The following is a 22,439-nucleotide window of genomic DNA, read 5'->3' as shown; positions in this document are numbered from 1 at the left end:
AGAATCGGGCGTGCGCTTTGCCTGCTTTTTCGCGGACCTTCCTTGTTTCGCTCTAAGCATATACTTTTTGCGTCTGTTTGCAGCCCGACACTGTCGCACTGCAACACGCCAAATCAGGAAAGTAGGGGAATATCCATGCAGCCTAAAGCACACATTGTCGACCTCCCGGTCTATCAGCCCGGTAAACCGATCGAAGAAGTTCAAAAAGAATACGGACTCAGCGAAGTCGTGAAGTTGGCTTCCAACGAAAATCCTTACGGATTTTCCCCTCGCGTCAAAGCGGCAATCGAAGAAGAATTGACTAAATTCAACTTGTACCCGGACGGCGGCGCGGTCGAACTGACGGCGGCACTTGCCGAGCATCTGTCCGTTAACTCCGACCAGATTATTTTCGGCTGCGGATCGGATGAAATCATTGCCTTGATTGCTCGTGCGTTCCTGTCGGAAGGCGACGAGAATATCATGGCGGATGCTACTTTTTCCGTATATAAAAGCAATGCAGATATCGAGAAAGCAACGAGCATCGAGATTCCGCTGCAAGGCGGCAAACACGATCTCGATGCCATGCTGGCTGCCGTAACGGACCGGACCAAGATCGTATGGATCTGCAATCCGAACAATCCGACCGGTACCATCGTCAGCAAAGACGAATTGAAAAGCTTCCTGGACCGACTTCCTTCTTCCGTGATGGTCGTGCTGGACGAAGCTTATTTCGAATACGTGACCGACAGCGAATACCCGGACGGCACGCAATTGCTGGCGGATTACGCTAACGTGGTCGTTCTGCGTACTTTCTCCAAAATTTACGGTCTTGCCGCGCTGCGGATCGGCTACGGCGTGGGACAAGCTTCCGTGATCCGTTCGATCAATCAGGTACGCGAGCCGTTCAATACGACGCGCATCGCTCAAGCGGCGGCCAAAGCAGCATTGGCGGATCAGGAATTCGTACAATCTTGCCGCGAAAAGAATACCGAAGGAATCAAGTACCTGCAAAGCGAATTCGACCGTCTGGGACTCGTTCATTTCCCGGCAAACGGCAACTTCATCATGGTCGATACGAAACAATCGGCTGTGGAACTGTTCCAACGCATGCTGCAAAAAGGGGTAATCGCACGTGCAGGGTTCAAGCTTTATCCGACGTATCTGCGGGTGACTGTAGGTTCTCCGAGAGAGAACGAGATTTTCATCCGGACGTTCGAAGAAGCATTGAACGGGCAGGAAGCGAACGTCTAGCAGCTTGACCAACCTTATATTTAACTTGGTCAAGTTACCAGGACGCTTTCCTGCAAGAACCTTAACGAAGCGAGGCTGACCTCTTATGAAAATTGCTGTGATCGGCGTCGGGCTGATCGGCGGCTCGCTGGCCTTGTGCTTCCGCGGGAAGCCGAACGTCCAGATCGTCGGATTTTCCCACCGGCAGGATCTGGCCGATCTGAGCGTGGAGCGCGGAGTCGTGGACTCCGCGACCCTGTCGTTGGAAGAAGCGGTACACGATGCCGACTTTATTTTTCTGTCCACGCCTGTCGGGCTGCTGGAGACCTATTTGGAACAAATCAATGCGTTGCCATTGAAAAAAGGCTGCATCGTCACGGATGTAGGCAGCACCAAAGCTTCGATCGCGACGCGGGCGAGAGAGTTGGACTGGGGGGACGCCTGCTTTATCGGCGGGCACCCGATGGCAGGCTCGGAGCGCTCGGGCGTGCAGGCGGCGACTTCGCTTCTGTTCGAAAACGCGTATTACGTGTTGACGCCGGAGCCGGACACCGATGCGGCAGCGACCGAAGCGTTGACGAAGCTGCTGGCATTGACCCGTGCCAAAGTCATCTGCATGGAACCGAGCCAGCATGACGAAATCGTCGGGGCAATCAGCCATCTGCCGCATATTATTGCCGTGGCGTTGGTGAATCAGATCAGCGGCTACCATGAAAGCAATTCTTTGTATCGAACGCTTGCTGCCGGAGGTTTCCGTGATATCACGCGGATCGCGTCCAGCGACCCCGTCGTATGGCGCGACATTTTACTGAACAACCGCTTCAATCTTTTAAAGCTTCTACGCGACTGGAATCAGCAGGTAGAAGGCTTTATCGATCAATTGGAGCGGGAAGACGGCGAAGGCATCTCGGCACGCTTCCGGGATGCCGGCGATTTCCGCAACGAATTGCCGGAACGCCGCAAAGGCGTCATCGCCAAAACGTATGACCTTTACCTCGACGTCCCTGACCATCCGGGCATTATCGGACGGATCACGACCGAACTCGGCTCGCGCGGAATCAACTTGAGCAACTTGCAGATTATCGAGAGTCGCGAGGACGTGCCGGGACTGATGCGGCTTTCATTCCGGGATGAGATGAATATGAACCGGGGGAAAGAAGCGTTGGAGGGGTTGGAGTTCGACGTGTATGTCTGAGGTTGAAGTCCTATTCGTTGGCTGAAGCTGGGCGGGCGGAGGGAGAAGTTCGCTCAAGACGCTGTCTCGCGCAGAAAGCTTACAGCTTTCCGCGCTCAAAGGCGTCAGCTTACAGCTTTCCGCGCTCAAAGGCGTCTTTCGCTGAACTTCTCCCTCCGCCTAGCGCTTCGCTTGAATAGAATTTCAAAAGCCATTTCCGTCGATGTAGGATGACGGAAATGGTTTTTTATTTTTATGAACAAAAAAGGAAAAGAAAGCGTTGACATTTTGGAAGCGTATACATATAATAAACGTACAGTATGGTTTCTCTCCACTCCTATAACTCTTAGCACACTTCGAAATGGTGTGCGGGCCGCTCACAGTGAGCGGCCTTTTTTTGTGTAAATGTGTAAAATAGAAGAGGACAGACGCGGTTATTTGGAGATCGGGATGCAGATGCGAGAAAGTTTGACCGGAGATAAGGAGAAGATTGAATGGAGAAAGATCGGGTGGCGCTTCAGCCGCTTCGGATTCCGAGCGGATGGAGGGTGGAGGTCAACGAGCTGAGAGAAATCGATCCGTCGCCGGAGACGATGGATTGGTTCTACGGTTCGATTTTGCTGAGCGTGCTTCACCGGCATCTCGGCTACGAGTTGTATGTGAGATGGGAACCGGAGGGAGATCCGTCGGGGTGTTATGTGCTGCAGCGATATAGGCTTAAGTTCGAAAAAAAGGGTAACGGAGTGCTGGAAGCGCATTTCGTGGATGAACAGCAATTCGAGGAACGTCGATTACTGGTTGAACAGTTAGAAGCGTATATGGATCTCAAGACATGGAGTTGAATATCTACTGATGAAATCAGAAGCGAAGAATGGCGGACGCCGATCCTTCGCTTTTTGTTTTGATCAGCAAAAGAGGTATACTGGAGAGATAGGGATCAAGCAAGGGCGGAGGGACGGCATGATCTGGGTGACGGGGGACGTGCATGGAGCGGAGAAGATAGGTAAGCGGTTGAATACCCGGAATTTTCCGCAGCAAAAACAGATGACTAAGGAAGACTATGTAATCGTTGCAGGCGACTTCGGTCTGATTTGGAACCTGGATGCCGAAGATCGGTTTTGGTTGAAGTGGCTGGATCAGACGAAGCCGTTTACGACGCTTTTTATCGACGGAAATCATGAGAACTTCGATCTGCTCGCTACGTTTCCCGAACAACGATGGAATGGGGGCAAAGTGCGCCGAATCAATGACAGTGTGCTGCATCTGATGCGCGGACAAGTTTTTGAACTGGACGGAAAACGCATCTTTACTTTCGGCGGCGCGGCTTCGCATGATCGGGAACACCGCAAGGAAGGGATATCCTGGTGGGCTGAAGAGATGCCGTCCGAGGCGGAGTATGCGGAAGGGCTGCGTAATCTGGATCGTTGTGACTGGAAGGTGGATACAGTGTTGACGCATACGTGTTCGCGCTCTGCCTGGCAGTGGATCTCGGCAGAACGGGGTACGGAAGTTCAACCGGATGCCATGCACGATTATTTTCAAACCATTGAGCAGCGTCTTTCTTTCAAGCAGTGGTTATTCGGTCATTATCATGCGGATCTGGAACTTCCCGGAGCGCAGCGGCTGATTTATCGTGATCTGATTCGCATCTGATAGCATGAACCTTTCATTTCGACTTGAACTGCAAGCACGCGCATAGGATACTGTAGGATAAGGAATGATAACGGCGCTAGGGCGTGTCTTCAAACCTCGGTGGAAGCAGATTTGCCGAATTTTCGTTCTCAACAAGGAACTTTTCCGCAGTCGTGCCGGGGCACGTCAAGGGAAAGTGACGCTGTGGAGGGCGAAAAGGCGGCAAAAGATGCACATTGGCAGGTTTGAAAACATGCGCTAGGGCGCCTTGGGTAGAAGTAAGCTGCAAAGGAGCCGAAAGATGACGAACTGGGCGGAAATTGCAAGAACCAAAAACGTGCACGCGGTACGAACCGCTGCCGGAGAACTGGATGTCAACGAGCGGGATGCGAGGGGACGGACCCCTTTGATGCTATTCATGACGTATAAGCTGCCGACGGAGGCAGTCGAGATTTTGTTGGAAAAAGGCGCCGAGATCGAAGTCACGGATAAGATGGGCGAAACGGCGCTGCTTAAGGCAATCAAATTCCAACAAGAAGGAGCGGTTAAGCTGCTGCTGAAATACGGGGCTCAGATCGACTCTCCGCGCGGGATTCGGGCAACGCCTTGGAATGCCGCCGCTTCCCGCGGAGACCGCGCGGTAGCGGATCTGCTTATGGAGACCCGCGGCGCGATCCGATTGACGTTGAACGCCGAGGAGCAGCAGAAGGTGGATGCGCTCCTGCACGAAGAAGACCGCGAAAAGGCTTTGGAGGCCGTGCGCAATCTGGACTCGGCAGTTTTGCTGCATGCTTTCGTGAACGGATATAATTGGGATGACGGTCCTGAACTGATGTTCGCGGCAATGGAAAGCCCGGCCTGCGCAGAGATTACGCTGCTCGATATGTATGATCTGGCCGACGGCGACTACTGGTTGGAGCTGCGTAAGGAAGAGTATGCGGACGATGAAGAACGAACAGCATTCCGTAAACTGGCGGAGAATTTGCGTTCAAGACTGCAAGCCTCCATGTCGGAGCTTGACCGTTGAGCCACCAGAACGAAGAGTTGGTCTGGAAAAAAGCCGTGGAGCGTGGACGGACGCGCGGGTACGAATGTATACGGCCGAAGCCGAACGCTCCTGAAAAGCAAGAATTTATCCAGTATGCGATGCGAAAAAAAGACGGGAGTTACCAAGCTTATTTTTTTGCCGTCGATCCGCAAGACGTGCATATTGTCGAGGACTGCGCGGAAGAAGAGCTGCTGACCTTCGACGACTTCGATCAAGCGCTGCATTACCTTTGCTCGCGTGGAGCCGATCCGGCACGGTTTGCCCCTTTCAAAGGACAAAAGCCGTTTTAAATCAAAAGGAGGAGCTTGATGCGTATCGTCAAACTTGACCCGGAGCCCCTGGATGCGGTACCTTATCTGTCGGCGGCATCGGGAGGCGGGATTGAGCACATCGAGCTGCCTGTACATAGCGGAAAAGTGGAAGGCCTGCCTGCTCAGTGGGAGGCTTTGATCGTGACGTCCGACTTGCAGGGAACCTGTCAAGCAAGCGCAATCGGGCAAGAGCGTTTGCTCGGCGAGGAGTTGGCCGAACATCTTGCTTTGCTGCTCCAATTGGAGTTTCCGAAGATTGATCCGCAGCGCGTGCTGGTCCTGCTCTGCGGAGATTTGTATGCCGATCCGAACGTTCGGGGTTCGAGCGGTGATCCTTTGCCTGTCTTGAGAGCTTTTAGCAGCCAGTTCGGCAGTGTAGCCGGAGTCGCGGGGAATCATGATTTATTTTCGTCGGGCGAACCGCAGCAGCTTGAGCAAGTCTTGTTTTTCGAACATCCGGGTATACAAAAGGCAGCAGGCATGCGGATAGCGGGACTTGGAGGCATTATGGGCCGAGCAGACCGACCCAATCGAATGCCGAAAGAACTTTTTTTGCGTGAATTGAAAAGATTGCTGGCGCGTAAGCCTGACCTTTTGCTGCTGCATCAAGGACCGGATAAGCCTACGCTTGGGCTGCGCGGCGATGCGGGGATTAGAAAGCAATTGGAATCGGCTTCGGATACGTTGGTTTGCTGCGGTCATGTGCATTGGGAGCAGCCTTTAGCCGAGATCGGACAAGTGCAGGTACTGAATGCAGACGGACGGGCTTTTATTTTAACGCAGGCGTAAGGAAGAGGAATGACCGGAATTTGCACATCATGGAGGGTTGGTTTTGAATAAGGAACAAGCCGTTGAACGGTTGAAGATGCATGCTTTCGTACATGACGATCTGGAACACGAAAAAGAGGAACAAGGTTTTCTCGGCATGTTGCGTCCTTATAGAGGTAAGCTGATTGAAGCGAATTTTCATGAGCTGATGGAGATTCTGGACGTACTGAGCGATGAGTTGGAAAAAGAAAATCTCGATCGCACGATCGTGTCGTGTTTTTGGAGTCTTTGCCAGTATGCGAGGGCATGGGCAATCGAGCCGAACGGCATGCTGCGCAGCAACGAGCTGATCACCGATGAAGAACTGCAACAAATGGCCGAGTGGGTCGAATTATTGTCGTATGCGGTCGCGACATTGCTGGAAGGCGGCGGGCGCGAAGAAGCGTTTTGGGGATATAAGGAGTATTTGAGCGAGCAGGAACGTATTCGTAAGCAAAAGTCATACTGAACCGGGGGACGTCTGAATCATGCTGATCACGAAGACCAAAGAAATCGGTTCTCGCACGTTCTCTTTAAAGTGTGAAGAAAGCTTGGAGCTGCAAGGCGATTTTCTGTTGAATTTATTCGAGACTACCGAGGCGGATGCCGGGTTTCTTGAAGACGGAATGAAGATTCAGGTCGGTTGGAGCATTTTGTTCGTCCATGAGACGGGTGAAGATCAAGTGCAAATTCTCGCTCCCGATTATGCGACGGATCCGTTTTCGCGCACGACCGATGATTTGTCCGCGACGTTATCGGTGCAGTTGGCGCAGAATCATGTACTGAAACAAAGCGGAACGGCAGGAGAGGCTTGCTTGTTCCAAGATACGCTGATCGCATCGGAAAAAGCACTCAATGCCGAGCGGGTTTATCTGGAGCGAACCGATCATCGGCAAGACGGACGTTCCGGTTGGTATCTCGGACCTGCCGAAGGGCAAGTCGAGCAGGACGAGCTGCGTTTGTATTATGTTTTTCAATTATTCAATCTGCGCCCGGGCTTGCTGAAGGTGTTGGCTTTGCCGAAAGGCTGCGTGGCGGTTCTGGACGGCGACGAGGTCGAAGCGGTATTGGATGCGGAAGATCGGAATATTTGGAAAGCCAAGCTGTAAAATGGCGATACATGGGCGAAAAGCGGGTAAGAATATAAAATAAAAAGAAAAATTTCGCCAATCGCTGCAACTTTATCGAGACTTTGTCCGTCTATGAGTCGACGACCCGGTTTTTTTATAAAATACGGGCACTATGACGTGGATAAGTTACAATGATAAAATGGGCTGTAGATTTTTTGCGGCGAGCGAGGGAGGGGCGCGTTTTCGATGGAAGATTCCGAGTTGATTCGGGAAATTAAAGCAGGGAATGTCGAACTTTACTCGGTTCTCATGCGGCGCTATCAGCGCAAAATCCTGGCATTTACCTACTATATGTTGAAGAGCGCGGGCCTTGGCCATCTTGCCGAAGACGTGAGTTCCGAGACTTTTTATAAAGCATTCAAAAGCCTCCAATCGTTTCGCGAGGTCGAGGCGTCTTTTTCCACCTGGTTATACACGATTGCAAGAAATACGGCGCTCAGCGAGCTTCGCAGACACCGGGCGACCAATGTCCCGCTTGAGGACGGCGAGCTGGTGACCGATTCGTCGACGGATGCGGCACCCGAACAGGCGCTGCTTCGCAACGAGCAGGTCGGCATGGTTCGCTCGGCGATTGACAATTTGCCGGAGAAACAACGAGCTGCGTTGATTTTACGCGAATACGATCAAATGGATTATCAGGAGATCGCGCGTATTTTGGGGCAAAGCATCAGCTCCGTCAAATCCTTGTTGTTCCGCGCAAGGCTCAGTATCAAAAATCAGTTGGAACCCTATTATTACGGCCCGGTGTACGATGAGGAGATCTACAAGGGGATGAGACCGAATGAAGGGTAGAGAGGATGGCGGACACCGGGCGGGCATGCGCTGGAATCCGCATGAGCAGCGCCCGGACGAGAAAAAGGGCGGACCGCTTCGGCCGGAAGATCGGCACAGCGAGACGTTTGATCTGGATGATTTCCCTGATCTGGACGAGTTGCTGCAAGAAGCCTCTCTTGATTTGCCCGAGATGGATGCCGAACGGATGAACCGCGGCGTCATGGATCGGATTTATGAGGAATCTCCTTGGTTGCTTCCAGGAGAAGCCAAGACTTACGCTTCGCAGCACCGATTCCGCAGCCGTGCAGCCGTATGGATTGCCGCGCTGCTGGCTGTGTTTCTTGTCAGTTTTATTTACCTTGCAGGTTGGGGCGTGCCTGATCGCGAACGCAGCGCAGCACAAGAGGTGCCGGCAGGAGTGATTGTTCAGCCTTTGACTGTGCAGGCCGGTATTTCTGAATCTACAGATACCGAATCGGACGAACAAATGTCGGGACGCGGCATTATTGAGCCTCTGGTCGCTCAAATCGGACCGACGCATCCCCAATATTGGATGTTCCTGTCACTGACAGGCATGGGTCTCGCGCTGTTATCGCTAACCCGAATTGCTGCAATGCGAAAATAAAGCGATTTACTTTTTACCAAAGATTGGAGCGACGTTCATGCGTATCGGCTTGATTAGACACGGACTGACCGACTGGAATGCAGCGGGTCGAATTCAGGGACAAAGCGATATTCCGCTTAATGACGAGGGCCGTGCTCAAGCGGCGCGATTAGCGGAGCGGTTGACGGAAGAGTCTTACGCGTGGGATTTTGCGATTTCCAGCGGATTGCTGCGAGCGCAGGAAACGGCTGGAATTATTGCGGCCCGATTGCGCCTGCCGGTATTGGAAGCCGATGTTCGTTTAACGGAACGCGGATTCGGACCTCTGGAAGGCATGCGAATTTCCGAGCTGATCGAGCAGTACGGAGAAGATTGGAGCACCCAAGATAACGGTCAGGAGCAGCTTCAAGAGCTTGGCGCGCGAGCACTCGCGTTCATGGCTGATCTTGAAGTGAAATACCCCGATCAGAATATCCTCGTCGTGACGCACGGAGGCTTGCTGGCTCAGCTATATGCTACGCTTTATGCAGATCGACAGGTTGAACGCATCGGTAATCTGTCACTCACCGTGCTTGAAAAAAACGGCGGGCTTTGGGAATCGTTAGTTTATAACTGCACGAAGCATTTGTCGGTCGAGCAGTCCGGTAATCTTCATCACTCCTGATTTTGATCGAATGGAATAGAAAGCTTTTCGATGGCCAGCGTATTTTGGCCGGAGAAAAGCTTTTTTTGTACGAAGTTTAAGAAAGCGCACGGGTTAAATATAATTACCGAATTTTTCCGTTTTATGGTGCACGGATCGAAGTTTGGGTTAAATGCATAGAAAGGAGTTAGCTTCTTTGTCTCTTCCGTCTCTTGAAATTGCGAAAAAATGAGGGCGCTCACAACAAAATGATGAATAGGGGCGCGGGGGAACCGCCTCCAACCAGAAGTCGTCGGAGCTGAACAATTGCCGGTGAAGATATGAAAACTCGGGAGGTGCGTCCTTTGGACAAGATGAAAGCAGCTTACGAAGTGATGTTGGGTCTGGCCGCCGAGATGGTATGGGATGAGTCATTGCGCAGACGACGCTGTGAAATGTTGCAGCAGGATATCGACGCAGCTTTGGCCAGCGGAGACGAACTCGCCTTCTTGGCTTTAACGAGCGAATTGAAAATGATTGAACGCGACAGTGTATCGATAGAATCCTCGCGCTTGCCAACTTGAAGATGCGAACTGTAAAATAAAAACGGGTTCATAAAAAGCCTGACCGCCGACGCGGTCAGGCTTTTTATGAAGGAAAGGCCCGGTAAAGGATACCGGGTGCGTCTTTAATTTGATTCGGGAGGAACAACATGTCGTTATCGTGGTTATGGAGCCGCGCTCTTTTGACCGATCGCCGGATTCTCTGGTTGCTTTTCATTAGCAATTTGGTAGGTACGGTTTATGGTTATTATTGGTACTGGGGGCAACTGACCAGTGTTTGGAGCACTCAGCCGGCTTGGCAAATTGTATTTGTACCGGACAGTCCGACCGGAAGTTTATTCTTTACGCTGGCGCTTCTTGGACTGTTATTCCCTCCGGCTTCCCGTTTGATGCGCGGAGCGGTTCGTTTGATTGAAGCGTTGGCGATTGTCACGTCCGTTAAATACGGAGTTTGGGCGATCTCTATTATTTTCTGGGATGCCGCGTTGGGCAACCCGATTGAACCGCTCAGTTGGATGCTGATCGCTTCGCACGGCATTATGGCCATAGAAGCTCTGTTGTACGTTCGTTTCTTCAGTTTGGGGACGTTATGGCTGATTCCCGCTGCGATTTGGACGTTCACTAATGACACGGTCGATTATACATACGGCATTTTTCCCTATTTATCGTTGCAGCATTTGGCGATCATCGACCAGGTTCGCAATTTTACGTTTGGGTTGACGGCCGCAAGCGTGCTGGCCGGATGGTTGGCCATTCGCGGCGGAGGTCGTGGAGCCAGATCCGTATATACGTCTTAGGCTACATATCAACCATTGTCTTCAAAATCCCTTTGCGATAACATAGGGAAGAGTGCAGTCCATTATAGCTACATTGCAGAAGGAGGCGAATACCGGCATGGAAAAAAGCCTGGCCGAGATGCAGCGCGAGGTCGACCGTTATATCTCGCAATTTAAGGAAGGGTATTTTAGTCCGTTGTCGATGCTCGCCCGAATGACGGAAGAGGTCGGCGAGCTTGCGCGGGAAGTCAACCACAGCTTTGGAGAGAAACCGAAAAAAGCTGGAGAAGACGACAACTCGATCGAATTGGAACTGGGCGATATTTTGTTTATCACGCTGTGTTTTGCCAATTCGCTCAACATTGATTTGACTGAGGCCCATGATCGGGTCATGCATAAATTCAACACGCGCGACAAAGACCGTTGGACGCGAATCGATACGGAACAGCAGGCGGAGGAGGAACAACAATGAGCGAGAAAATCAAAGTAGCCGTTACCGGAGCCAGCGGGCGCATGGGGCGCGAAGTTGTCAAAATGGTACTGGAGGACGCGTCGCTTGAATTGGTTGCGGCCGTCGACCGTTCAGGTGCAGGTCAGGATGCGGGCGAACTTGCAGGGTTGAAGCCTTGCGGCATTATTGCTGTCTCGGACCTGGATCTGGCGTTGTCGGAAAATAAAGCGGATGTATTGGTAGACTTTACGGTTCCGTCCGTTGTCTATGCGAATACAGTCACGGCGATTCGGCATGGCGTTCGTCCGGTTGTAGGCGCGACAGGTTTTACTCCGCAGCAAATTGAAGAGTTGGACGGTCTTTGCCGAGAAGCGAACATCGGGGGATTGATTGCTCCGAACTTCTCGATCGGCGCGATTTTGATGATGCAATTTGCCGCGAAAGCCGCCGAATATCTGCCGCACGTCGAAATTATCGAAACGCACGGCGATCAGAAGCTGGATGCACCTTCCGGTACCGCGATCAAAACAGCCGAGCTGATTGCCCAAGGACGCGAAAAAATCAAGCAAGGCAATCCGAATGAGGAAGAGATTTTGCCGGGAGCGCGAGGCGGAGAGTATAACGGGTTCCGTATTCATAGCTTGCGTTTGCCGGGCGTATTTGCGCAGCAGGAAGTCGTATTCGGCGGATATGGCCAAAGCCTGAAAATCCGTCATGATTCGTATGAGCGGGCCGGCTATATGCCGGGCGTCAATATCGGAATCAAAAAGGTGATGGACTATACGGGAATGGTATACGGTTTCGAGCATTTGATGTAGTTTTTTTATTAACATAGTCGGAAAGAGGGAACTCGATGAAGATCGCATTTATCGCGCACGATCGCAAAAAAGACGAAATGGTCAATTTCGTTACCGCTTATGAGCAAGCTTTCGTAGACTGTCAGCTGTATTCCACGGGAACAACGGGGCAGCGAATCATGGAAGCTACCTCGCTTCGTATTCATCGTTTCATGTCCGGACCGCTTGGCGGCGACCAACAAATCGGGGCGCTTGTGGCGGAGAATGAACTGGATCTGATTATTTTCTTGCGTGATCCGTTGATGGCCCAGCCGCACGAGCCGGATATTACGGCCTTGCTTCGGATTTGCGATGTCCAGGGAATCCCGGTAGCCACGAATGTGGCGACTGCCGAAATTCTCGTCAAAGCATTGATGCGCGGCGATTTCGGTTGGCGGGAGCTGGTACATAAGTACAAGCCGGGAATCGAGAGCAATGACTGAGCCGCTCGACATTCTCGTTTTCGGCGCTCATGCCGACGATGCCGAGATCGGCATGGCCGGCACGATCGTCAAGCATACGCGCGCGGGCTACCGTGTCGGCATCTGCGACCTTACGTGCGCGGAGATGTCTTCCAACGGCACTGTAGAGCTGCGCAAACAAGAAGCCGAGTCGGCCTCCGCCGTGCTCGGCCTCTCCATGCGCAGCAATCTTGGTTTGCCGGATCGCGGACTATTTCGCACGGAAGAGCATATTCGGCGAATCGTCGCCGAAATTCGCAAATGGGCGCCGCGTATCGTGTTTGCTCCGTACTGGGAAGACCGGCATCCCGATCATATCGCGTGCAGCGGATTGGTCGAAGAAGCAGTATTCAACGCCAAGCTGCGACGCTACATGCCCGAGATGCCTCCGGTGACGGTCAGCCAGACGTATTTTTATTTTATCAATGATCTCGGACGTGCCGACCTTACGGTTGACGTGACCGATTTTTATGCCGAAAAAGAAGCTTCGTTACGCTGTTATGCGTCGCAGTTCACAGGGCCAACACAAGGTTCGGATACCGTGGCTACCCCGCTGACCGCTCAATATGTGCAGCGGGTTCAAGCACGCGATTCGCTGCTGGGTCAAAAATGCGGCATCGGCTATGCAGAGGGCTTCGCATCCCGACTGCCGCATAAGGTTCATCTTTTTTAAAGCGGCGAGAAAGGGGTTCCGGCCTTCATGAAAGACGTACTCAAAATCGGCATCACTTGCTATCCTTCGCTCGGCGGATCGGGCGTAGTAGCAACGGAACTGGGCAAACTGCTGGCGGAAAAAGGACATGAGGTCCATTTTATCACGCATAGCATTCCGTTCCGGCTGGGTGCTTTTCATAAAAATATTCATTACCACGAAGTCGAAGTCAGCGATTATTACGTGTTCCGTTATCCGCCTTACGACTTGTCGCTGGCATCCAAAATGGCGCAAGTGGTCAAAAGGGAAAAGCTCGACATCCTGCATGTCCATTACGCGGTGCCGCATGCGGTCTGCGCTTATTTGGCGAAACAAATGGTCGGGGATGATCTGAAAATCGTCACGACGCTGCACGGAACCGATATTACGGTGCTCGGTCAGGACGAGACGCTTAAAGACCTGATCGCTCTTGCGATCAATCGAAGCGACGCGGTGACGGCAGTGTCGGCGGATCTGATCGGACAAACGCGCCAAGCGCTGGATATTACGCGGGACATCGACCTGACGTATAACTTTATCGATAAAAGAGTCTATTATCCGCGCGAAGTATCGACGCTGCGCACAGAGTTTGCGACGACGGACGAGAAGATCCTGATGCATATCTCGAATTTTCGTCCCGTGAAACGAGTACCGGACGTCATCGATATCTTCAACCGGGTTAATGCCGAGATGCCGGCGAAGCTGCTGCTGGTGGGCGAGGGACCCGATATGCCCAAAGTACAGAGCAAAATCCGGGAACTCGGGCTGGAAGAACGGGTTCATTTTCTCGGCAAGCAGGATGAGATCGCCCAGGTGATTTCGCTTGCGGATATTTTGCTGCTGCCTTCTGAGAAGGAAAGCTTTGGTCTCGTAGCCTTGGAAGCGATGGCCTGCGGCGTGCCGACGGTCGGTTCGGAAGCCGGAGGGATTCCCGAGCTGGTTCAGCACGGCGTGACGGGATATCTGGCTCCGATTGGGGACACGGAAGCGATGGCGGCTTATGCGACGTCGTTGCTGCGTGATCCCGCGAAAAAAGCGGAGATGCGCGAAGCTTGCCTGGAACGCGCGCACACGCAATTTTGCGACCAGAAGATCATGCAGGAATATGAAGACATTTATTATCGCGTGTTGGAGCGTTGAACTTCAGTCGCGACGATGCAGATTCAGAAAGAAACGGAGTTGAACGATGTGACGCAGTGGAAGCATGCAGATCCGCAGCAGGTGCGGCTTAGTGCAGAAATCCTGCGTACGCTCGAACAAGCGGGCCATACGGCCTGCTGGGTAGGCGGATGCGTTCGCGACGAGCTGATCGGGCGTCCGGTTAACGATATGGATATCGCGACGTCGGCACGGCCGGAAGAGGTTGCCGAGCTGTTTGCGCGCACTGTCCCTACCGGGATCGAGCATGGCACGATGACCGTGGTGATGGAGAAGATTCCGTTCGAAGTCACGACTTTTCGGACGGAAACCGAGTATAAGGATTTTCGTCGACCGGAGGAAGTCACTTTCGTTCGATCACTGGATGAGGATCTTAGGCGTCGCGATTTTACGATGAATGCGATTGCCCGTCTCCTGGACGGATCGTTTATCGATTCTTACAATGGGCGAGCAGACTTGGAGCAAGGCGTCATTCGTTGCGTGGGCGAAGCCCGAGAGCGGTTTCGCGAAGACGCGCTGCGAATGCTTCGCGGTGTTCGGTTCGCGTCGGTTTTTGGTTTTGACATGGAACCCAAGACGTGGGAAGCGCTGCTCGAATTGCGAGACAATATGGCGCATATCGCGGCAGAGCGGATCCGTGCGGAGTTGGAAAAAATGGTTTCGGGACCGCGTCCGGCAGACGGTGTTCGTTTATTGACGGGCAGCGGACTGCTGGCGCGCGCCAAAATCCGTCTAACGCCGGAGATGTTGGAAGCCGTAAAGGTTGAAACGTTGGACGCATTGCCGGAGAAGCCGGAAGAACTTCGCTGGGCTGCCCTGCTTGACGGTCTAGGCATTCCCGGCGAAGAAGCGGAGCAGGTACTCAAAAGCTGGACCTTTTCCGGCAGTTTCGCGAAGTCGGTTTCGGCACTGCTGCGAATCGATGAGCGTATGGGTGAAGCAAGGCAAAAGGGGGAGCAGCACGCGAAGCTCATTTTTGTCCGCTGCGTACTCGATTTCGGCCGCGCCTCGGTCGGGAATTGGATATCTTACCGCTGCTCGATCGCCGATGACGGCCCACTTTCATTAGAACGAGAAACGCTGTGGCTGAAAAAGATTCCTGCGGAATCGGTGCGGGAGCTCGCGCTTGGCGGTCATGATGTCGTCGCGCATTTGGATCGTAAACCCGGGCCTTGGCTGGGATTGCTGATTCGTAGCCTGCTTGAAGAAGTTGCGCTTGGACATATTCCGAATGAGCGCGAAGCTTTGCTGGCTGAGGTTGTTCGAATAAAAGCAATCGCAGAAGCGGAAACCGGCAAGGAGGCGAATCTAGAATGACCGATGCAAAAAAAACGGCGGATGCCCTAGAGCCAAAAAGCAGAGACCGGCTGCTCGACATGTTCGAAGCGGCCGAGGGGCAGTATTTGTCGGGCGAAGAGATCAGCCGACGATTGGGCGTAAGCCGTACCGCGGTGTGGAAGCAAATTCGCAGGCTAAAAGAAGCCGGATATGTGTTCGACGCTTCGCCGAAGCTTGGTTATCGACTGGCCGACTCGGATTCGGCACTTGATGCAAGGCGTATCCAAGCTGCGTTGACGACATCCCGTTTCGGTCGCGAGTTGACCGTATTGAGCAAGACCGATTCGACACAGACGGAAGCGGAGAAAAAGGCCCGTGAAGGCGCAATGGAAGGAACGCTCGTGGTTGCCGAGGAACAGACATCGGGCCGCGGGCGGCAAGGGCGCCCTTGGCATTCTCCTCCCGGCCTTGGCGTATGGATGAGTGCGGTTCTGCGTCCCGAAGGACCATTGACGGCTGTGCCGCAGCTGACGCTGCTCACGGCAGTTGCCGTTTGTCGGGCGATTCGCGCCGTTAGCGGCGTGGAAGCCGGAATCAAATGGCCGAACGATCTGTTGGCCGATGGGCGAAAGCTATGCGGTATTTTGCTGGAAGCGGTCGTGGAAGACGGACGCGTTCGGCATTGCATCATGGGAATCGGGATCGACGCGAACCTCGGCGAGAGCGATTATCCCGAAGACCTGCGCAGCAAGGTAACCTCTTTGCGACGCGAATCCGGGGTTGAAGTTGATCGCTCGGCTCTGATTGCTGCGGTCATGAATGAATTCGAAATGCTGTACGAGTTGTATAACGAACGTGGTTTTGAACCGATTCGCCTACTATGGGAATCCCTCAGCGTGACGTTGGGACGCGAGATCGCCGTACGCGATTTGAAAGGCGAACGCCGCGGCGTCGCGCATGGTCTTGGCGAGCAGGGGGAGCTTATGATGCGAACGGAGCAAGGCGAGATTATTCCGGTTTATTCGGGTGACGTCGAACTCTATCCGAATACGCGCGCAGCTGACGGATCGCCTGATAACGAGTAGCTTGGTCAAGCTACTAGTTAAATGCAGGGTAGGTATTTTCATGATTGTTCCAGGGTGATTTTCAAGCTTGGTTTTGGTATACTGGCGATGTGGAGGCGGTATCGGCGAAATCAGGCCGAACTGCACTGCCGCAAATCCTAGTCTTAGCAAGGCGATCGCGTGCATAAGCCGCACACGGATCTACGTTTATTTCGAAATCCGACCTGCTTTCCGGGCGGAATATCGAATTGAACGCAAAAGCCAAAGCATCGCTCGGGTTGCCCAGATGTACGAAATCGGAAACGCCAAGAAATGCACCAATCGGGCGAAACATCGCCCAGGCAAGCCCTGCAGTTCTGCTCTGAGCCTAACAAGGACCGAGACAGAAGGGAGAAGCGAATCGTCGCACCCGTTTCTTCTTTACCTTTCGGCCCTTTTGGTGACAGCAAAAGGCTATTTGTGCTGGACGAAGTTGCAAATCCGGTGCAAAGGCCCACACTATCCACAAAAGGAGCCTGATGACATGGCAGCGAAAAAACCGTTGAACGTAGTCAAGATTCGAAAAATGAAAGAGCAAAAGGAACGCCTTACCATGATTACCGCCTACGACTATCCTTCGGCAAAACTTGCGGAGGAAGCAGGCATCGATATCATTTTGGTCGGCGATTCCCTGGGGAATGTCGTATTGGGTTACGATTCGACGATTCCGGTTACGCTGGACGACATGGTGTATCATTCTAGAGCGACGGCACGCGGAGCGGGCAATACGTTCATCGTGGCGGATATGCCGTTCATGACGTACCACGGAAGCACGGACGAGACACTTAAGGGCGTGCGCCGTCTGATGCAGGAAGGTCATGCGCATGCCGTGAAAATGGAAGGCGGACTTGAGATCGCGGCGGCGGTAAAAAGCATTGTGCAATCCGGCGTTCCGGTACTGGGCCATATCGGCCTGACGCCGCAGTCGGTCAATACGATCGGCGGCTATCGGGTACAGGGCAAAGACGCCGCGGACGCCAAGCGTCTGATGGACGAAGCCAAAGCGCTGGAAGCAGCCGGAGCCTTTGCGATCGTATTGGAACTTGTGGCCGAAGAAACGGCAGCCGCCATTTCGCGCGAATTATCCATTCCGACGATCGGAATCGGAGCGGGCCGCGATTGCGACGGTCAGGTTCTGGTATTCCACGACGTGGTCAAGTACGCCTCTCCTTATATGGAAAAACGATTTGTCAAAACATTCGCCGATGTCGGTTCGCAGATTCGCGGCGGCATCGAAGATTACGTTAATGAAGTGAAAAGCGGAGCTTTCCCTGCGGAAAATCATGTGTTCAAAGCAGACGAAGGCGTAAGCGAATCCCTTGATTCGTTGTACGGCGGCGGGCGTTCGGAAGAAGCAACGCAGCAAAATGTGCCTTCGGCTTCCGATAAAGAGAAAGTAGGGACGCAAGGATGAGAATCGCCAAGACGATTGCCGAAGTTCGCTCCTTCGTCGCCGAATTGCGGGCAGAACGGAGCGGCACGGCATCCGGCAGCATCGTAGGGTTCGTGCCGACGATGGGATACCTGCATGAAGGCCATGCCAGCCTGCTGCGCCGTTCGCGGCAGGAAAGCGGGATTTCGGTACTCAGCATCTTCGTCAATCCGATCCAATTCGGGCCGAACGAAGATCTTGACCGCTACCCGCGCAGCGAAGAGGCCGACCTGAAGCTGGCGGAGCGTGAAGGCGTGGACGTTGTGTTCCTGCCTTCTGTAACGGAGATGTATCCGGAAGAGCGCAGGACGACCGTGACCGTTACGGGGGTCACGGAGCGTCTGTGCGGCGCTTCGCGTCCCGGACATTTTGACGGCGTGGCCACGGTGGTATCGAAGCTGTTCAACATCGTCAAGCCGGATCAAGCTTTTTTCGGCGCGAAAGATGCCCAGCAGGTAGCCGTGCTTCAGAAGATGGTCAACGATCTGAACATGGATATCGAGATCATTCCTTGTCCGATCGTTCGGGAAGAAGACGGCTTGGCGCTCAGTTCGCGCAACGTTTATCTGAGCGAGGAACAGCGCCGCGAAGCGCTTGTGCTCTCGCGTTCGTTACGGACAGCATCGCTGCGGATCGAAAGTGATGCCGCTGTGACACCCGAGCTGATTATGGCGGAGGTGACTACGGCGATTCAAGAATCGCCGTTGGCCGAGATCGATTATGTGGACCTGCTGACTTTTCCGAATCTGGAACCGCTGGATGAACAAGACGGTTTTACAAAGCTGCGTGCATCGGAAGGTTCGATTATTTTGGCCTTGGCGGTCAAGTTCGGCTCTACGCGTCTGATTGATAACACGATTATGAAGCTCAAGGAGGTTCCTTTGCATGTATAGAACCATGATGAAATCCAAGATCCACCGCGCGACCGTCACGGAAGCGAACCTGAACTATGTCGGCAGCATCACCATTGACGAAGATTTGATGGAAGCGGCCGATTTGTTGGAAAATGAAAAAGTGCAAATCGTCGATAATAACAACGGCGAGCGCTTGGAAACCTATGTGATTCCGGGCGAGCGCGGCAGCGGCGTGATCTGCCTGAACGGCGCGGCGGCACGCCGCGTGCAGCCTGGCGATACCGTCATTATCATTTCGTATGCTTCGATGTCGAACGAGGAAGCCTTGACGCATGAACCTACGGTCGTCTTCGTGGATGCGGGCAATCGCGCGGTCGAGACGGCTGTCAAAGAAGTTCACGCAACGATCCGTTAAATAGCGACCGGATATTTTCGTAATCGGATATGCGTCCCGGCGGCGGCTCCGGCGATCCTTGACAGAAGGGTCGTTCGGCAGCCGCCGTTTGTGCCGACAGGCGGCTAGGGCCTATTCGCAAACTCCTCCTTTTTTGGACTTCAAGAAGTGGTGAACAGTTTCCCAAACTGCTGTTTGTCTGGTATGCTGGTAAGGAAAACCGATTGAAAGGATTTATCGACACCATGAAATTTGCCGTGCTGGATTTTGAAACGACGGGCACTCAGGCATCGGATGCCATCATCCAGATCGGGCTGAGCGTCATCGACCATGATCTGCAGATCGTGGAGACCTACCAATCCCTGGTCAATCCCGGCGTCCCGCTTCCTCCGTTCATTGCTGAACTGACGGGAATCCGCGAAGAACAGCTCGGCGAGGCTCCGGGACTGGACGAAGCGATCATCGGGATGATTCCGCTTCTTGACGATGCCGTTCTGATCGGACACAATGTGGCGTTCGATTTCGGATTTTTGCAGCGTGCGCTTGACCAGACCGGATATTTGCCGTTTACCGGACGAATTCTGGATACGATTGACCTGCTGCGCATTTTGTACCCTTCGATTACGAGCTACCAGCTTGGCGCAGTCGCATCGCAGTTCGGCGTTCCTCACGAACGACCGCACCAGGCGGATAGCGATGCGTTGGCAACGGCGCACGTTTTTTTGCACTGCTTGGAGGAAGCCAGATCGCTACCGCTTATTACGCTTCAACGCGTAGCGGAACTGCTTGAAGGAGACAGCGATCTGGGTTGGTTTTTCCAGACGTTGGTCGAAGAGAAAGAGCTTGAAGAATTGCCGGACGGCGGAGAGTTCAAGTTCTATCGCCAATTTGCGCTGAAAGCCGGAGAGTGGGCGGAAGTTCCGCCCGCGCGAGAAATTCGGGACGGTAATCCGCTTGAAGACCTTTCGTTCGCGGATTTTCTGGAGCAGGTGCAGGATAACCTGCGCGCGGAGTTGCCGGGTTACGAGGAACGCGAATCGCAGAACATGATGTTCGGCAAAGTGCAGGAAGCGTTCGGAAGCGACAAACATCTTTTGATCGAGGCGGGAACGGGAACGGGCAAATCGCTCGGTTATCTGATTCCGTCCATTTACGAGAGCGTACGAAATGATCGCAAAGTCATGATCAGCACGCATACGATCAACTTGCAGGAGCAGCTGCGCGAACGCGATGTACCGTTGTTGACGCGAGTGGTTCCTTTCGAGTTCCGGGCTTCCGTTTTCAAAGGTCGTCAGCATTATTTGTGCATGCGCAAACTGGAGCAGAAAATCGACCGGCGCGAATTCGTGCATCCGGCGGACGATGCGATGACGTCGGCGCAGCTCGTCGTCTGGTTGACGCGAACGCAGAGCGGCGACGACGAGGAGCTGAACCTGGGAATCGGTCGCGGACAAGACTTCTGGGATACGGTGGCGAGCGAGACGGACTCCTGTCTGGGACGGGCTTGTCCGTGGTTTAGAAGCTGCTTCTATTACCGGGCCAAGCATGAAGCATCGATGGCCGACGTCGTCGTGACGAACCATTCCAAGTTGTTCTCCGACGTGAAGGCCGACGATCAGCTATTGCCGGCCTACGAGCGACTTGTCATCGACGAAGCGCATCATCTTGAGGACGTAGCAGGGAAGCATCTGGGGCTGCATTTAAAATATTTTTCGTTGGTCCATTCGATGACCCGCTTGTATAAGGACTCCAAAAACGGTCAACTGTCAGCATTGCGTCAGCTCCTTGGCCGTCTGAGTCACGAGAAAACCAATGACTGGACCCGGGCCATCGATGACGTGATTCCCGAGCTAATCGATGCGAAAGAGAGCTGGGATAAGCTGACCGAAATACTTTATACGCTGCTGCCGGACCGAGCAGACCCGTCAGCGCCCGAAGCAGGACAGCATACGCTGCGCTTGACGGCCGGCGAATACCCGAAGGGTTGGGATACCCTGTCGACGCTCGAGGACCAGATCTACGTGGGGCTTGGCGAGGCGATACGGCGCGGTGAGCGCATGGCGGCTTCCGTCAAGGAAGACAGCGGCGATTACACGGCTGAAGGCCTGGCGACGGATATTTCCGGGCTGCTTAAGGATTTATCCGAGGCGAGAGAGTCGCTGCGCTTCTTTATGCGGCTTGATGACGGAAGTACCGTGTATTGGTTGGAAGGCAGTTCGCAATTCAAAAGCAAGTCGCTACAGTTGTATGCGGTGCCGATCGATGTCAGCGCCCAATTACAGCAGCACTTTTTTGATAAAAAGAAAAGCATTGTCCTGACGTCGGCTACTTTGGCCGTGGACAAAAAGTTTGATTATATGATCGATCAGCTCGGACTTCGGGAGTCGGCTTCGCAAAAAAGACTGCTAACCGAAGTGCTGCCTTCTCCGTTCAATTATCGGGAGCAGGCGCTGTTGATCGTGCCGAGAGATTTCCCGAGTGTCAGAGGGCAGAATGCCGACGTCGGATTTTTGGCGGCGTTGACCGATTCGCTGGCGCGCACGGCAGAAGCGACCCAGGGGCGGATGCTTGTTCTATTCACGTCGTACCGCATGCTTCGGCAGGTGTATGAACCGCTGAAAGAAATGCTAGCTGCCTCAGGCATTTCAATTATCGGTCAAGGCGTAGACAGCGGAAGCCGGAGCCGGTTGACCCGGCGCTTCATGGAGAATCCGAAGTCTGTTCTATTGGGCACAAGCAGCTTCTGGGAAGGGGTAGACATTCCGGGCGATGCGTTAACCTGCTTGGCGATCGTTCGCCTGCCGTTCCAGCCGCCGAGCCATCCGTTGTTGGAAGCCAAGAGCGAGCTGCTTAAGCGCCAGAATCTCAACCCGTTCATGAAGCTTTCCGTCCCGCAGGCGGTCATTCGTTTCAAGCAGGGCTTCGGCCGCTTGGTGCGTACGCGCCGCGACCGCGGGATCGTCATCGTTTACGATACGCGCGTGATCGAATCTTATTACGGCAAATACTTTTTATACTCGCTTCCTGGCCCGAAAATGGAGCATATGACTCTCGATCAGATTGTGCCGAGAGTCGAAGAATGGTTGGAGCCGGAAGTAAAGGCGGATTAATTTTTTTCCCTGGGAGGG

25 protein-coding genes are annotated in these 22,439 nt (G+C 53.5%); all 25 read left to right on the top strand.

All coding sequences use genetic code 11. The annotated features are described in order from the left end of the window. Positions 1–135 precede the first annotated feature (135 nt). The 25 genes from hisC to dinG all read left to right on the top strand — a co-directional run bounded on the left by hisC (position 136) and on the right by dinG (position 22,421). Positions 136–1,233, top strand: coding sequence for a histidinol-phosphate transaminase (gene hisC / locus SACSAC_RS18845; protein ID WP_037289241.1), 1,098 nt, complete (start codon positions 136–138; stop codon positions 1,231–1,233). A gap of 85 nt (positions 1,234–1,318) precedes the next feature. Continuing rightward, complete coding sequence (locus tag SACSAC_RS18840; RefSeq protein WP_037289240.1) at positions 1,319–2,407, top strand: prephenate dehydrogenase; 1,089 nt, start codon at positions 1,319–1,321, stop codon at positions 2,405–2,407. A gap of 473 nt (positions 2,408–2,880) precedes the next feature. Then, positions 2,881–3,228, top strand: a complete 348-nt coding sequence (locus SACSAC_RS18835) for a hypothetical protein (protein ID WP_051507254.1) — start codon at positions 2,881–2,883, stop codon at positions 3,226–3,228. A 118-nt stretch (positions 3,229–3,346) separates the two neighbouring features. After that, positions 3,347–4,039, top strand: a complete 693-nt coding sequence (locus SACSAC_RS18830) for a metallophosphoesterase family protein (RefSeq protein WP_037289238.1) — start codon at positions 3,347–3,349, stop codon at positions 4,037–4,039. Between the two features lie 280 nt (positions 4,040–4,319). Beyond that, positions 4,320–5,045: a DUF4274 domain-containing protein gene (locus SACSAC_RS18825; RefSeq protein ID WP_037289236.1), complete on the top strand. Its 726-nt coding sequence runs from the start codon at positions 4,320–4,322 to the stop codon at positions 5,043–5,045. Then, a complete protein-coding gene (locus SACSAC_RS18820) occupies positions 5,042–5,356 on the top strand; it encodes a hypothetical protein (protein ID WP_051507253.1) in 315 nt (104 codons plus the stop codon). The genes SACSAC_RS18825 and SACSAC_RS18820 overlap by 4 nt, the downstream gene beginning before the upstream one ends. An 18-nt stretch (positions 5,357–5,374) precedes the next feature. Beyond that, positions 5,375–6,166: a metallophosphoesterase family protein gene (locus tag SACSAC_RS18815; protein WP_037289233.1), complete on the top strand. Its 792-nt coding sequence runs from the start codon at positions 5,375–5,377 to the stop codon at positions 6,164–6,166. 43 nt (positions 6,167–6,209) lie between these two features. Continuing rightward, on the top strand, positions 6,210–6,653 hold the full coding sequence (locus SACSAC_RS18810; protein ID WP_037289230.1) for a hypothetical protein: 444 nt from the start codon (positions 6,210–6,212) through the stop codon (positions 6,651–6,653). A gap of 19 nt (positions 6,654–6,672) precedes the next feature. Further along, positions 6,673–7,293, top strand: coding sequence for an immunity protein Imm33 domain-containing protein (locus SACSAC_RS18805; protein WP_037289226.1), 621 nt, complete (start codon positions 6,673–6,675; stop codon positions 7,291–7,293). A gap of 207 nt (positions 7,294–7,500) precedes the next feature. After that, positions 7,501–8,106 (top strand): RNA polymerase sigma factor, encoded by a 606-nt coding sequence (locus tag SACSAC_RS18800; protein WP_037289224.1) that lies wholly within the window; start codon positions 7,501–7,503, stop codon positions 8,104–8,106. Beyond that, positions 8,096–8,713 (top strand): hypothetical protein, encoded by a 618-nt coding sequence (locus SACSAC_RS18795; protein ID WP_051507252.1) that lies wholly within the window; start codon positions 8,096–8,098, stop codon positions 8,711–8,713. Before SACSAC_RS18800 ends, SACSAC_RS18795 begins: the two co-directional genes overlap by 11 nt. A gap of 37 nt (positions 8,714–8,750) precedes the next feature. Next, positions 8,751–9,356 (top strand): histidine phosphatase family protein, encoded by a 606-nt coding sequence (locus SACSAC_RS18790; protein ID WP_037289223.1) that lies wholly within the window; start codon positions 8,751–8,753, stop codon positions 9,354–9,356. Positions 9,357–9,679: 323 nt separating this feature from the next. Beyond that, positions 9,680–9,898, top strand: a complete 219-nt coding sequence (locus SACSAC_RS18780; RefSeq protein ID WP_037289219.1) for an IDEAL domain-containing protein — start codon at positions 9,680–9,682, stop codon at positions 9,896–9,898. Between the two features lie 128 nt (positions 9,899–10,026). Next, positions 10,027–10,674: a DUF1405 domain-containing protein gene (locus SACSAC_RS18775; protein ID WP_037289217.1), complete on the top strand. Its 648-nt coding sequence runs from the start codon at positions 10,027–10,029 to the stop codon at positions 10,672–10,674. A 97-nt stretch (positions 10,675–10,771) separates the two neighbouring features. Next, positions 10,772–11,125 (top strand): nucleotide pyrophosphohydrolase, encoded by a 354-nt coding sequence (locus SACSAC_RS18770; RefSeq protein WP_037289215.1) that lies wholly within the window; start codon positions 10,772–10,774, stop codon positions 11,123–11,125. Then, complete coding sequence (gene dapB, locus SACSAC_RS18765) at positions 11,122–11,922, top strand: 4-hydroxy-tetrahydrodipicolinate reductase (RefSeq protein ID WP_037289214.1); 801 nt, start codon at positions 11,122–11,124, stop codon at positions 11,920–11,922. Before SACSAC_RS18770 ends, dapB begins: the two co-directional genes overlap by 4 nt. Before the next feature lie 35 nt (positions 11,923–11,957). Then, a complete protein-coding gene (gene mgsA / locus SACSAC_RS18760) occupies positions 11,958–12,383 on the top strand; it encodes a methylglyoxal synthase (protein WP_037289212.1) in 426 nt (141 codons plus the stop codon). Next, positions 12,376–13,074, top strand: coding sequence for a bacillithiol biosynthesis deacetylase BshB1 (bshB1, locus tag SACSAC_RS18755; protein ID WP_037289210.1), 699 nt, complete (start codon positions 12,376–12,378; stop codon positions 13,072–13,074). Before mgsA ends, bshB1 begins: the two co-directional genes overlap by 8 nt. 27 nt (positions 13,075–13,101) lie before the next feature. Beyond that, positions 13,102–14,232: an N-acetyl-alpha-D-glucosaminyl L-malate synthase BshA gene (gene bshA, locus SACSAC_RS18750; RefSeq protein WP_037289207.1), complete on the top strand. Its 1,131-nt coding sequence runs from the start codon at positions 13,102–13,104 to the stop codon at positions 14,230–14,232. 48 nt (positions 14,233–14,280) lie between these two features. Beyond that, complete coding sequence (locus SACSAC_RS18745) at positions 14,281–15,567, top strand: CCA tRNA nucleotidyltransferase (RefSeq protein ID WP_037293233.1); 1,287 nt, start codon at positions 14,281–14,283, stop codon at positions 15,565–15,567. Next, positions 15,564–16,613, top strand: a complete 1,050-nt coding sequence (locus SACSAC_RS18740) for a biotin--[acetyl-CoA-carboxylase] ligase (RefSeq protein WP_051507250.1) — start codon at positions 15,564–15,566, stop codon at positions 16,611–16,613. The genes SACSAC_RS18745 and SACSAC_RS18740 overlap by 4 nt, the downstream gene beginning before the upstream one ends. 502 nt (positions 16,614–17,115) lie before the next feature. Continuing rightward, positions 17,116–18,045 carry a 3-methyl-2-oxobutanoate hydroxymethyltransferase gene (gene panB / locus SACSAC_RS18735; protein WP_037289205.1) on the top strand — a complete coding sequence of 310 codons (930 nt, stop codon included), beginning with the start codon at positions 17,116–17,118 and terminating at the stop codon, positions 18,043–18,045. Then, the gene (gene panC / locus SACSAC_RS18730; protein ID WP_037289203.1) at positions 18,042–18,956 is read left to right on the top strand and encodes a pantoate--beta-alanine ligase; all 915 of its coding nucleotides are present in this window, start codon (positions 18,042–18,044) and stop codon (positions 18,954–18,956) included. The genes panB and panC overlap by 4 nt, the downstream gene beginning before the upstream one ends. After that, the gene (panD, locus tag SACSAC_RS18725; protein WP_037289201.1) at positions 18,949–19,332 is read left to right on the top strand and encodes an aspartate 1-decarboxylase; all 384 of its coding nucleotides are present in this window, start codon (positions 18,949–18,951) and stop codon (positions 19,330–19,332) included. Before panC ends, panD begins: the two co-directional genes overlap by 8 nt. Before the next feature lie 224 nt (positions 19,333–19,556). After that, the gene (gene dinG / locus SACSAC_RS18720) at positions 19,557–22,421 is read left to right on the top strand and encodes an ATP-dependent DNA helicase DinG (protein ID WP_037293228.1); all 2,865 of its coding nucleotides are present in this window, start codon (positions 19,557–19,559) and stop codon (positions 22,419–22,421) included. The last annotated feature ends 18 nt before the right edge of the window (positions 22,422–22,439 follow it).

This window comes from Saccharibacillus sacchari DSM 19268, assembly GCF_000585395.1.
Taxonomy (GTDB): Bacteria; Bacillota; Bacilli; order Paenibacillales; family Paenibacillaceae; genus Saccharibacillus; species Saccharibacillus sacchari.
This window is presented reverse-complemented; position numbering and strand designations above follow the sequence as displayed.